General features: G+C 73.3%; 11 protein-coding genes. 3 read left to right on the forward strand and 8 right to left on the reverse strand.

Features of this window, described 5'->3' with window-relative positions; all coding sequences use genetic code 11:
* Positions 1 to 27 precede the first annotated feature (27 nt).
* Both ACTWQH_RS30730 and ACTWQH_RS30735 read right to left on the reverse strand, forming a co-directional pair.
* Positions 28 to 894 (reverse strand): SURF1 family cytochrome oxidase biogenesis protein, encoded by an 867-nt coding sequence (locus ACTWQH_RS30730; RefSeq protein ID WP_443290079.1) that lies wholly within the window; start codon positions 892 to 894, stop codon positions 28 to 30.
* A 25-nt stretch (positions 895 to 919) separates the two neighbouring features.
* Positions 920 to 2,026, reverse strand: coding sequence for an exonuclease domain-containing protein (locus ACTWQH_RS30735; RefSeq protein WP_443290080.1), 1,107 nt, complete (start codon positions 2,024 to 2,026; stop codon positions 920 to 922).
* A 165-nt stretch (positions 2,027 to 2,191) separates the two neighbouring features.
* Here ACTWQH_RS30735 and moaA point away from each other — a divergent pair, with 165 nt between their 5' ends.
* The gene (gene moaA / locus ACTWQH_RS30740; protein ID WP_443290081.1) at positions 2,192 to 3,181 is read left to right on the forward strand and encodes a GTP 3',8-cyclase MoaA; all 990 of its coding nucleotides are present in this window, start codon (positions 2,192 to 2,194) and stop codon (positions 3,179 to 3,181) included.
* Positions 3,182 to 3,236: 55 nt separating this feature from the next.
* Here moaA and ACTWQH_RS30745 read toward each other — a convergent pair whose 3' ends face one another.
* The 5 genes from ACTWQH_RS30745 to ACTWQH_RS30765 form a co-directional block, all read right to left on the reverse strand.
* On the reverse strand, positions 3,237 to 3,485 hold the full coding sequence (locus ACTWQH_RS30745) for a hypothetical protein (protein WP_443290106.1): 249 nt from the start codon (positions 3,483 to 3,485) through the stop codon (positions 3,237 to 3,239).
* 196 nt (positions 3,486 to 3,681) lie between these two features.
* Positions 3,682 to 4,035: a DUF3099 domain-containing protein gene (locus ACTWQH_RS30750; protein ID WP_443290082.1), complete on the reverse strand. Its 354-nt coding sequence runs from the start codon at positions 4,033 to 4,035 to the stop codon at positions 3,682 to 3,684.
* A gap of 51 nt (positions 4,036 to 4,086) precedes the next feature.
* Positions 4,087 to 5,556, reverse strand: coding sequence for a tyrosine--tRNA ligase (gene tyrS, locus ACTWQH_RS30755; RefSeq protein WP_443290083.1), 1,470 nt, complete (start codon positions 5,554 to 5,556; stop codon positions 4,087 to 4,089).
* 112 nt (positions 5,557 to 5,668) lie between these two features.
* Positions 5,669 to 7,081 carry a metallopeptidase TldD-related protein gene (locus ACTWQH_RS30760; protein WP_443290084.1) on the reverse strand — a complete coding sequence of 471 codons (1,413 nt, stop codon included), beginning with the start codon at positions 7,079 to 7,081 and terminating at the stop codon, positions 5,669 to 5,671.
* Positions 7,078 to 8,589: a TldD/PmbA family protein gene (locus ACTWQH_RS30765; RefSeq protein WP_443290107.1), complete on the reverse strand. Its 1,512-nt coding sequence runs from the start codon at positions 8,587 to 8,589 to the stop codon at positions 7,078 to 7,080. The genes ACTWQH_RS30760 and ACTWQH_RS30765 overlap by 4 nt, the downstream gene beginning before the upstream one ends.
* A 317-nt stretch (positions 8,590 to 8,906) precedes the next feature.
* Here ACTWQH_RS30765 and fabG point away from each other — a divergent pair, with 317 nt between their 5' ends.
* Complete coding sequence (gene fabG, locus ACTWQH_RS30770; RefSeq protein WP_443290085.1) at positions 8,907 to 9,626, forward strand: 3-oxoacyl-[acyl-carrier-protein] reductase; 720 nt, start codon at positions 8,907 to 8,909, stop codon at positions 9,624 to 9,626.
* 2 nt (positions 9,627 to 9,628) lie between these two features.
* On the forward strand, positions 9,629 to 10,402 hold the full coding sequence (gene fabI, locus ACTWQH_RS30775) for an enoyl-ACP reductase FabI (RefSeq protein WP_443290086.1): 774 nt from the start codon (positions 9,629 to 9,631) through the stop codon (positions 10,400 to 10,402).
* Positions 10,403 to 10,445: 43 nt separating this feature from the next.
* Here fabI and ACTWQH_RS30780 read toward each other — a convergent pair whose 3' ends face one another.
* Positions 10,446 to 11,129 carry a FadR/GntR family transcriptional regulator gene (locus tag ACTWQH_RS30780; RefSeq protein WP_443290087.1) on the reverse strand — a complete coding sequence of 228 codons (684 nt, stop codon included), beginning with the start codon at positions 11,127 to 11,129 and terminating at the stop codon, positions 10,446 to 10,448.
* Between the last annotated feature and the right edge of the window lie 68 nt (positions 11,130 to 11,197).

Below are 11,197 nucleotides of genomic sequence, written 5' to 3' on the forward strand. Positions count from 1 at the left end.
GGGGTCCGGGGGCGGAGCCCCCGGCACCTACGCCGAGGCGGCAGGGATGGGCTCCGTCCGCTCCGCGTCCGGCTCCGGCTCCGGCTTCGGCGGCCTGGCGGCCTCGGCCCGTCGGTCTCGTATCTCCCGGCGCACCAGCAGCACCCAGCCGACCGGGACGCCCGCCGCGAACAGCCACCACTGCACGGCGTACGCCAGGTGCGCGCCGATGCCCGTGTGGTCGGGCTCCGGCAGCAGCTCTGGCCGCGCGCCGCCGCCGCGCGCCTCGCCGGCGTTCCCCGCCCCGGCGTTCCCCGGCGCGGGAGAGGTCTTCGTCAGCTCCACGTAGCCGCCCAGCATGGGGATGCCCAGGTCCGCCGCGCGCTCCCCGGAGCTGATCAGCATCACCATGCCCTCGGGCAGCCCGGAGCGCTCCCTGATGCCGGTGGTGCCGCTGGTCTCGTCGGCCATCATCCGCCCGGTGACGGTGACCTCGCCCTCGGGCGGGGCGGCCACCTCCGGCGCCCGGGTCGGGTCGTCGCCCGCCCGGACCCAGCCGCGGTTGACCAGCACCCCGGTGCCGTCCGCCCGCACCAGCGGGGTCAGCACGAAGTACCCCAGCCGGCCCTCGTCGTTGGACCGCTGCCGGGCCAGCACCTCGCCGTCGGCGTCGTACACCCCCGTCGCCGTGACCCTGCGGTACCGGTCGTCCGGGTCGGGCGCGCCGCCCGCCCGGGTCAGCTCGTCCACCGGCATCGGCGCGGCGTCCAGGCTCTCGGCGATCAGCTCGTTCCGCGCCACCCGCTGTTCGTGCCGGTGCAGCTGCCAGAAGCCCAACCACACCATGGTCGGGATCAGGAGCAGGGCGACGAGCGTGAGGATCACCCACTGCCGTGTCAGCAGAAAGCGGTACACAGCACTCGACCGTACCCGAGCCGGACTACCGCTCCGCCGCCGGGGCCACGTCCCCCAGCAGCCGGGTGAACGCAGCCTCGTCCACGATCGGCGTGCCGTACGCGCGGGCCCTGCTGACCTTGGCGGTCGCCGCCTCGGGGTCGTTGGTCACCAGCAGGCTGGTGTGGCGCGAGACGCCGGGCGCGATCTGCAGCCCCGCCGCGGCGGCCCGGTCCTCCAGCAGCTCCCGCTCCACCGAGGTGTCGCCGGAGAACGCCACCCGCATCCCCTGCACCAGCCTCCCGCCCGGCTCCAACCGCCCGGGGTTGGGGTACGGGCACGGCGGGCGCCGCCGGGTCTGCCGCCAGCCCGAGCGCCAGCTCCGGTCGCGGCGGCTCTCCGGCTCGCCGCCTCCGCCGCCGCCCTCGGCTCTGCCCTCGCCCGCGCCGCCCGCGCCGCCCGCGCCGCCCGCGCCGTCCGTCCCGTCCTCCGGCTCCCCGTCCTCGGACTCGAGCGGGAACGCCGTCCACGCGGTGAGCGGAAGGCACGCCAGCAGCGGCAGCCGCAGCCGCAGCCCCGCCGCCCGGTGCAGGCTCGGGCGGAACACCTCCGCCAGCACCCGGGCGTCGTCCAGCGCGTGGTGCGCCTGCCGCTGCGCGACGCCGAAGAACGCCGCCAGCGTCTCCAGCTTGTGGTTCTTCAGCGGCAGCGCCAGCGACTTGGACAGCTGAATGGTGCACAGCCGCTGCTTGACCGGCGCCGTGCGCTCCGCCCGCGCGTACTCCCGGGCGATCATCGCCCAGTCGAAGCCGGCGTTGTGCGCCACCATGACCCGCCCGGCCAGCCGCTCCGAGAGGTCCCCGGCGATCTCGGTGAACAGCGGCGCGTCGGCGAGCATTTCGGCGGTCAGCCCGTGGATCCAGGTCGGCCCCGGATCGCGCTGCGGGTTGACCGCCGTGTACCAGTGGTCCTGGATGTTGCCCTGGGCGTCGAGCTGGTAGACCGCTGCGGAGACGACCCGGTCGTCGCGCGAGAGACCGGTGGTCTCGACGTCGACCACGGCGTATCCGGCTGGATAGCCGGAGGGCCACGAGCCGGTGACGGTCTGCTGTGCGGGAAGAGGGGCCGCGGCCGCCTGGTGGTCATCGAGCATGGTCCCTGAGGATAAGGGGCGGCACTGACAGCGCCCGCACCACGGCCCGGAGTTGACGCCTGACCAGGTCGTTCCTCCGTACCTGTCTCCGGTGACGACCCTGCCGATGTCAGCGCCGTGCCGTAGTCTGCGAAGCAGTCGTCACACGCCGTCGGAGGTTCCCGGATGCTGCTCGACACCTTCGGTCGGATCGCCACCGACCTGCGGGTCTCCCTCACCGACCGGTGCAACCTGCGCTGCACGTACTGCATGCCGGAGGAGGGCCTCTCCTGGCTCGCCAAGCCGGAGTTGCTCACCGACGACGAGATCGTCCGCCTGGTGCGGATCGCCGTCACCGATCTCGGCGTCACAGAGGTGAGGTTCACCGGCGGCGAGCCGCTGCTGCGCCCCGGCCTCGTCGGCATCGTGGAGCGCTGTGCCGCGCTCACCCCCCGCCCGAAGCTCTCCCTCACCACCAACGGCATCGGTCTGGAGCGGGTGGCCGGCGCGCTGCGCGAAGCCGGCCTCGACCGGGTGAACGTCTCGCTCGACACCATCGACCCCGAGACCTTCCAGCGCATCACCCGCCGCCGCCGTCACGGCGACGTGCTGCGCGGCCTCGCCGCCGCCCGGGACGCCGGCCTCACCCCCGTCAAGATCAACGCCGTGCTCCTGCCGGGGGTGAACGAGGCGGAGGCCCCCGACCTGCTCTCCTGGGCCATCGAGCAGCGGTACGAGCTGCGTTTCATCGAGCAGATGCCGCTCGACGCGCAGCACGGCTGGCAGCGCGACAGCATGATCACCGCGGGCGACATCCTCCGCTCGCTGCGCACCCGCTTCACGCTCACCCCGGAGGGCGAGGAGGAGCGCGGCTCCGCCCCGGCCGAGCGCTGGCTGGTCGACGGCGGCCCCGCCCGGGTCGGCGTCATCGCCTCCGTCACGCGGCCCTTCTGCCGCGCCTGCGACCGCACCCGCCTCACCGCCGACGGCCAGGTGCGCACCTGCCTGTTCGCGCGCGAGGAGTCCGACCTGCGCGGCGCGCTGCGCTCGGGGGCCGCCGACGCCGAGATCGCCTCGCGGTGGCGGGCGGCGATGTGGGGCAAGAAGGCGGGCTCCGGCCTCGACGACCCCGCGTTCGTGCAGCCCCAGCGGCCCATGTCCGCCATCGGCGGCTGACGCCCGCCGGCCGCTACGGCCCCCGGCCTCGGCCCTAGGGGAACCTCGGCGGCCCTCAGCCCTCGCCGGGCCCGCCCGGCTCCCTCGGCCACTCCGCCAGCGGGACCACGTCCTTCAGGAACCCCCGCACCCCGAGGAAGCGCGACAGGTGCTCGCGGTGCTCTTCACACGCCAGCCACGTCTTGCGCCGCTCCGGCGTGTGCAGCTTCGGGTTGTTCCACGCCAGCACCCACACGGCGTCCTCGCGGCACCCCTTCGCGGAGCAGATCAGCCGCTCGTGCTCGGCACCGAACCCGTCCAACATCCTCAAGAACCCTCGGGACTCCTCACAGAACAGACATGGCGACGCCGGGCGGCCACGGGGGGAGCCGCCCGGCGTCGGTCTGTCGCTCCGACGGGGGATACGGAGCGCTCTTGAAGTATGACATGCGACGCGTGGCTCGCGGCACTGGAAGGCGCCAAATCATCTGAGGTTTTCTTGAGCTTCGCAGACGGAACGCTCACGTCCGCTTGTGATCGTCCGGCTCCGCGCCCTCCCCGCCCGGGGGGAGCCGGGGCCGCGACGCGCCGGTGATGAAGGTGGACGGCAGGGAGGGGGCGTTCTCCCGCCCGGCGTTGGCGACCACCACGGCGACGTATGGCAGCACCACCCCCAGCACGAGCGTCACCACCGACAGCGGGCGGCTCACGTTCCACAGCAGCACCGTCAGCAGCACCGCCACGGTGCGGATCAGCATCGAGACGACATAGCGCCGCTGCCGCCCGCGCACATCCTCGTCCAGGCTCTGCCGCGCACCGGTGATCCGATGGACCGCCGGTTCCGTTCGGCCACGTCGCCACAGCACACCGCTCACCACCCTCGCCTCCCACGGTACGCCCCGCGCCGGACCGGGGCCGGGGCCGGGTCAGGAGGCCGGCGCGCCGCCGCGCACCGCGGCCAGCTTGCGGCCCGCCTTCAGGTACACGCCCACGGGCCCGGGGGCCGGCGCCTCGGCGAGCCGCTCGGCCACCACCTCGCCCAGCGGGCGCAGCGCCTCCGCCTCCGGCAGCACGAACGCGGTCTGCTCCCCGCCGTCGGGCTCCAGCACCAGCCGCAGCCCGCCCTGCTTCGCCAGCCGCCGCGCCGCCGAGGCGCTCGGCGTGAACCCCAGGATCTTCGTCAGCACGGCGGCGATGCCCTCCCCGCCGTGCTCCGCAAGCTCCACCTCAGGCAGCGTCGCCACCTCGCCGAAGCGCCGCCGCGAGAACTGCGCCTCGAACTCCTCCCGGGCCGCCATCGCCGCGTCCACGCCGTGCAGCGCGGTCACCACCTCGCCCGCCAGGACCCGCTTGAGGTCCATCGGGTGCAGCGCCCCGTCCGCCAGCCGCGCCGCCGCCAGCTCGATCTCGGCGTCCGTCCACTCCGTCCACGCCCGCAGGTACGGCTCCATCAGCCGGTCGGGGACCGACATGACCTTGCCGAAGACCTCCTCGGCGGACGCGCGCAGGCCAATGTAGTTGCCCTGGGACTTCGACATCTTCGCGCCCGAGCCGTCGGTGCCCTCGATCAGCGGCATGGCGACGATCATCTGCGGCACCTGTCCGTAGATCTCCATCACCCGCCGCCCCATCTGCATGTTCAGCAGCTGGTCGACGCCGCCCAGCTCGACGTCGGCGTCGATCTCCGCGGAGTCGATCGCCATGGCCACCGGGTAGATCAGCTCCGACATGGTCAGGCCGTGCCCGCCCTCCAGACGGGTGCGGAAGTCCTCGCGCTGCAGCAGCGCCGAGGCCGGGACCTGCGCCAGGATGCCGATCAGCCGCGGCAGCGCGACGCCCGCCAGCCACTCGCTGTTGTGCCGGAAGCGGACCGTCCCCCAGCCTCCGGCCGGGGGGACCTCCGTCTCGCCTCGCCCGAAGTCGAAGAACGGCCGGACCTGGTCCCGGTACCCCGCCAGGTTCCGCGCGATGTCCTCGTCGGTCAGCGGCGGCCGCTCGGTGGAACGCCCCGAGGGGTCGCCGATCTTCGCCGTGATGTCGCCGATGATCAGCGTGACGTCGTGCCCCATCCGCTGGAAGCGGCTGAGCACGATGATCGGCACGGCGTGCCCGAGGTGCACGTCGACCGCGGTCGGGTCGATCCCGAGCTTCACGTGCAGCCCGCGCCCCTCGCCCCGCGCCGTCTCGATCCGCTCCGCCAGCACCGCCACCGACGGCAGCACCTCCACCGTCCGGGAGGCGATCAGCTCCGCCTGCTCCTTCGCCGACAGGTCCGTCAGCTCCAGATAACGCCGCGACGCCGTCTCCTCCAGCAGCCGCCGCACGGTGCTGTCGGCCGAGAGATCCTGCGCCAGCAGCGCGCGGGCGCGCTGCACGGAGTCGCCGAGGCGTGTCACGATCAGTCCACTTCCCTGGGAAGCCGGTGAGGGGGGTAACGGTCGGCGACCATCCTACGGCGCGGCCGGGGCCCGCCGAAGGCCCCGGCCGCCGCCCGGGAGGCCCGGGAGATCACACACCCGGGCTGACCGAGCTCATGTTGAACTCGGGCACGCGCAGCGCGGGCATCGCCGTCTGCGGGAAGTACTCGCCCCACTCGCGGGAGCGGCACCGCTCGGTGCGTCCGGCCTCCGTCGCCCGGCCGATGACGTCGAGGGGCGACTCGTTGAAGCGGAAGTTGTTCACCACGCCCGTCACCTCGCCGCCCTCGACCAGGTAGACGCCGTCCCGCGTCAGGCCCGTCAGCAGCAGCGTCTTCGGGTCGACCTCGCGGATGTACCACAGCGTCGTGATCAGCAGCCCCCGCTCGGTGCCGGCCACCAGGTCCGTCAGCGAGCGCGTGCCGCCCGCCTCCAGCAGCAGGTTGCCGTTCAGCGGGGCCACCGGCAGGCCGGTGAGGCCGGCGGTGTAGCGGCTGGTCGGGAGCTGGCCGAGCACGCCCTCGCGCATCCAGTCGGTCCGCGCCAGCGGCAGGCCGTTGTCGAAGACCGAGATGCCCGGCGTGAAGCTGTCGGTCGAGGCGTGGACCACGAGGAACGGCGAGGCGGCGAGGCCCGGCGCGGCCGGGTCGCTGTAGAGCGTGGCCGGCAGCGTGGCCAGCCGCTCGCCGACGCGCGTGCCGCCGCCCGCCTTGGCGAAGACGTTCCGGCCCTCGTGGGCGTTGCGGGCGTCCGACATCCAGTACTGGTAGATCAGCAGGTCGGCCACGGAGGTCGGCGGCAGCAGCGTCTCGTACCGGCCGGCGGGCAGCTCGACGCGGCGTTCGGCCCAGGCCAGCCGCGTGGCCAGGTCGGCGTCGAGCGCGGCCACGTCCACGTCCGTGAAGTCGTCCGTCGGCACCGTCACGAAGGAGGAGCGCTGCCGGTCGGGTGACTTGGCGTTGATCTCCAGGTGCCCGGTGGGCTGGTCGTGCCGCAGCCTGAGGCCCGTGGAGGTGCCCAGGTAGGTCGAGACCACCTCGTGGCTGGCGAAGCCGAACAGCTCGCGGCCCTCGGCGCGGGCGCGCGCGAAGGTCTCGCCGAGCGCGGGCGCGAAGGCGGCGAAGACCTCCGGCGAGGTCTCGGCCGGGCCGTCGGTGAAGTCCGCCGACGCCGGCACGCCCTCGACCAGTGGCTGGGCGTCCTCGGCCGAGGGCGAGGACCGGGCGGCCTCCTCGGCGGCCCGCACCAGCGGCTCGATCTCGTCGTCGGTCACCGCGCTCTGCGACACGACCCCGGCGGCGGTGCCCTGCGCCCCGCCCACGGTGGCGATGACGGTGAGGCGGCGGCCCCGGGTGACGCCGTTGGTGGTCAGCCCGTTGGCGGCCCAGCGGAGGTTGGCGGTGGAGGTCTCGTCGGCGATCACCACCGTGCCGTCGGCCCGGGACAGCGCCAGGGCGCGCTCGACGGTCTCGTGCGGTGCGCTGCTGCGCTGCGTGTCGGTCATCGCCCGGACTCCTGGGTGGTGTTGAGGATGTTGATGGAGCGGAAGAGCGCCGAGGGGCAGCCGTGGGAGACGGCGGCGACCTGCCCCGGCTGCGCCTTGCCGCACATGAACGAGCCGCCCAGCACGTACGTCTGCGGCCCGCCCACCGCCTCCATCGCGCCCCAGAAGTCGGTGGTGGTGGCCTGGTAGGCGACGTCCCTGAGCTGCCCGGCGAGCCGCCCGTTCTCGATGCGGAAGAAGCGCTGGCCGGTGAACTGGAAGTTGTAGCGCTGCATGTCGATCGACCAGGAGCCGTCGCCGACGACGTAGATGCCGCGCTCCACGCCGGAGATGAGCTCCTCGGTGCTCGGGCCGCCGGGCGCGGGCTGGAGGGAGACGTTCGCCATCCGCTGCAGCGGCACGTGCGAGGGGGAGTCGGCGAAGGCGCAGCCGTTGGAGCGCTCGAAGCCCTTGAGCGCGGCGATCCTGCGGTCCATCTGGTACCCGACCAGGACGCCGTCCTTCACCAGGTCCCAGGTCTGGGTGCGCACGCCCTCGTCGTCGTACCCGATGGTGGCCAGGCCGTGCTCCACGGTCCGGTCGCCGGTCACGTTCATGACCTCCGAGCCGTACGCCAGCGTGCCGAGCTTGTCGAAGGTGGCGAAGGAGGTGCCGGCGTACGCCGCCTCGTAGCCCAGCGCCCGGTCCAGCTCGGTGGCGTGCCCGATCGACTCGTGGATGGTGAGGAAGAGGTTGGAGGGGTCGATGACCAGGTCGTACCGGCCGGGCTCGACCGAGGGCGCGGCCATCTTCGCCGCCAGCAGCTCGGGCATCTCGGCCAGCTCGGCGTCCCAGTCCCAGCCGGTGCCGGTCACGTACTCCCACCCCCGCCCGGCGGGCGGAGCGAGGGTGCGCATGGTGTCGAAGACGCCGCTGTCGGAGTCGACGGCGGTGGCGGTCAGCTCGGGGGCCAGCCGGATCCGCTGCTGCGTGGTGACGGTGCCCGCGGTGTCGGCGTAGAACTTGTTCTCCTGCACCGCCCAGAGCCGGGCGTCCACGTGCGTGACGGCGTCGGCCGCCAGCAGCCTCCCGCTCCAGTCGGCCAGCAGCCCGGTCTTGTCGGCCTCGGGCACGTCGAAGGGGTTGACCTCGTACGCCGAGACCCAGCTCTGCTCGCCGTAGGAGGGCTCGGGCGCCAGCTCGACCCGCTCGTCGGAGCCGGCCGCCGCGATGACCTTGGCGGACAGCTTCGCCATCGCCACCGCCTGCGCGGCCACGCGCGCGGCACCGTCCGGCGTCATCTCCACCCCGGCGGCGAAGCCCCAGCTGCCGCCGTGCACGACGCGAACGCCGTACCCGGTGTCGGTGGTGTCCTGCGTGCCGGCGGGACGGCCGTCGCGCAGCAGCCAGTTGGCGCTGCGGATGCGCTCAAGCCGGAAGTCGGCGTGGTCGGCGCCCAGGGCCCTGGCCCGGGCCAGGGCGGCGTCGGCCAAGGGGCGCAGCGGGAGCGCGAGGAAGGTTTCGTCAATGGATCGCGATGGCGAACCGGGTGTGGATCCGGATGCGGAACCGGGTGTGGTGCCTGGCACGGTCTCTCCTGTCCGTTGCCTTCTGCGGTGGGCGGGGGGCGGTGGGGGAGCGCCCCGCATCGATCATGCCCTTCTGTTCGCCAGGCGCCCAAGCATTATCGGGCCGTTCCGCGCTGTAGGAATCCCACAGTGCCCGGTCGATGCCCCTGTCGCGCACCGATCCCCACTCCGTCCGGCCGGGCGGATAGCGTGTGATCGGAAGACGCGCGCACGACCCGCACGACCAGTGGGAACCAGAGAGAGAAGGGGTGTCCCCGTTGAGCCACTCGGTGCTCGTCACGGGAGGTAATCGCGGCATTGGCCTGTCCATCGCCCGCGCCCTCGCCGACGGCGGCGACAAGGTCGCCGTCACCTACCGCTCGGGGGAACCGCCGGCGGAGCTCACCGAACGCGGCTGCCTGGCGGTGAAGTGCGACATCACCGATCCGGAACAGGTGGAGCAGGCTTACAAAGAGGTGGAGGCCGCCCACGGCCCCGTGCAGGTGCTGGTGGCCAACGCCGGTATCGCGCGGGACCAGTTGCTGCTGCGGATGTCCGAGGAGGACTTCGCCGCGGTCCTGGACACCAACCTCACCGGCACCTTCCGCGTCGTCAAGCGCGCCGCCCGCGGGATGCTGCGGGCCCGCTCGGGACGCATCGTGCTGATCTCCTCGGTCGTCGGCCTGCTGGGGTCGGCCGGGCAGTCCAACTACGCCGCCTCCAAGGCGGCGCTGGTCGGCTTCGCCCGCTCGGTGGCCCGCGAGCTCGGCTCGCGCGGCATCACCTGCAACGTCGTCGCGCCCGGCTTCGTGGAGACCGACATGACGCGCGAGCTGACGGAGAACCGGCGGACGGAGATCGTGAGCCAGGTGCCGCTGGGCCGCTACGCCCAGCCCGAGGAGGTCGCCGCCACGGTGCGCTTCCTCGTCTCCGAGGACGCGGCGTACATCACTGGAGCCGTCATCCCGGTTGACGGCGGATTGGGCATGGGGCACTGAACATGAGCGGACTTCTCGCCGGAAAGCGCATCCTGGTCACGGGCGTGCTGACCGAGGCGTCGATCGCCTTCCACGTCGCCAGGCTGGCGCAGGAGGAGGGCGCCGAGGTGGTGCTCACCGGATACGGGCGGCTCACCCTCGTGCAGCGCATCGCCAAGCGGCTGCCGAAGCCCGCGCCGGTGATCGAACTGGACGTGCAGAACGCCGAGCACCTGGAGCGTCTGGCGGAGCTGGTCGGCCGGGAGCTCGGCGAGGGCGTCGGCCTGGACGGCGTGGTGCACTCGATCGCCTTCGCGCCTCAGGAGGCGTTCGACTTCCTGAACGCCGACTGGCCCTCGGTCGCCACCGCCGTCGAGGTCTCCGCCTTCTCCCTGAAGTCGCTGACCATGGCGCTGCTTCCGCTGCTGGAGCGGCGCGGCGGCTCGGTCGTCGGCATGGACCTCGACGCGCAGGTCGCCTGGCCGAAGTACGACTGGATGGGCGTGGCCAAGGCGGCGCTGGAGGCGACCACGCGGTACCTCGCGCGCGACCTCGGGGAGCGGAACCTCCGCTTCAACCTCGTCTCGGCGGGCCCGATCAAGTCGATGGCGGCCAAGTCGATCCCCGGCTTCGAGGAGCTGGCGGACGTGTGGGGCACCCGGGCGCCCCTCGGCTGGGACCTGGCCGACCCCGAGCCGGCCGCGCGGGGCGTGGTGGCGCTGCTGTCGGACTGGTTCCCGAAGACCACGGGCGAGATCGTCCACGTGGACGGCGGCGTTCACATGATGGGGGCGTGAGCCGGGGCGTGACCCCCGGCGCGCGGGGCGGCACGGGGCGGGCCTAGCGCTGGGCGACGGCCGTGGTACGGCAGAGCATGGCGTACGAGCCCGCCTCCCGCTCCGCCGTCTCCTCGTCGGCCGCGCGGATCGCCGCCACCAGGCGGGCGTGGTCGACGTGGTCCTCGGGCCGCATCGCGTCGTCGACGTCGTGGCGGAGCAGGGTGCGCACCACCGTGCCGAGGTCGGCGTAGACGGCGGCGAGCACCTCGTTGTGCGAGGCCCGCACCACCGCCAGGTGGAACGCCGCGTCCGCCGCCACGAAGCGCTCGATCTCGCCGGTGGCCCAGGCGGCCTCGCGCCGGCCCAGCAGCGCGTCGAGCTGCGCCAGGTCCCGCTCGGTACGCCGCCGCGCCGCCAGCCGGGCCCCCGCCGCCTCCAGCGCGCTGCGCAGCTCGGCCACGCTGTCGGGCGAGGCGTCGGCGAAGCGGCGGTGCATCACGCCGGCGAGCTCGCTGGTGGCCGCCACGTAGGTGCCCGAGCCCTGCCGGATGTCGAGCAGCCCGTTGTGGGCCAGGGCGCGGATCGCCTCCCGCACGGTGTTCCTGGCCACCCCGAGCCGCTCGACGAGCTCCGGCTCGGTCGGGATGCGCGAGCCGACCGGCCACTCGCCGGAGGCGATCTGCTCCCGGAGCTGGGCGATCACCTGGTCGGCGAGGGCGGATCGACGGGGCGAGGTCAGTGGCATGGGCCGTCCCAGATGTGTCCAAGATGTGGATGTCCGGATCCTGATCCCCAGGAATACATCCCATGATT

Source organism: Streptomyces sp. 6N223 (genome assembly GCF_052246635.1).
Classification (GTDB): Bacteria; Actinomycetota; Actinomycetes; order Streptomycetales; family Streptomycetaceae; genus Streptomyces.

What these genes read in the sequence shown, in the direction of transcription:
- ACTWQH_RS30735 (WP_443290080.1), bottom strand. Translation starts at nt 2,026, where the DNA reads ATGCTCGATGACCACCAGGCGGCCGCGGCCCCTCTTCCCGCACAGCAG.
- moaA (WP_443290081.1), top strand. Translation starts at nt 2,192, where the DNA reads ATGCTGCTCGACACCTTCGGTCGGATCGCCACCGACCTGCGGGTCTCC.
- ACTWQH_RS30745 (WP_443290106.1), bottom strand. Translation starts at nt 3,485, where the DNA reads ATGTTGGACGGGTTCGGTGCCGAGCACGAGCGGCTGATCTGCTCCGCG.
- ACTWQH_RS30760 (WP_443290084.1), bottom strand. Translation starts at nt 7,081, where the DNA reads ATGACCGACACGCAGCGCAGCAGCGCACCGCACGAGACCGTCGAGCGC.
- fabI (WP_443290086.1), top strand. Translation starts at nt 9,629, where the DNA reads ATGAGCGGACTTCTCGCCGGAAAGCGCATCCTGGTCACGGGCGTGCTG.
- ACTWQH_RS30780 (WP_443290087.1), bottom strand. Translation starts at nt 11,129, where the DNA reads ATGCCACTGACCTCGCCCCGTCGATCCGCCCTCGCCGACCAGGTGATC.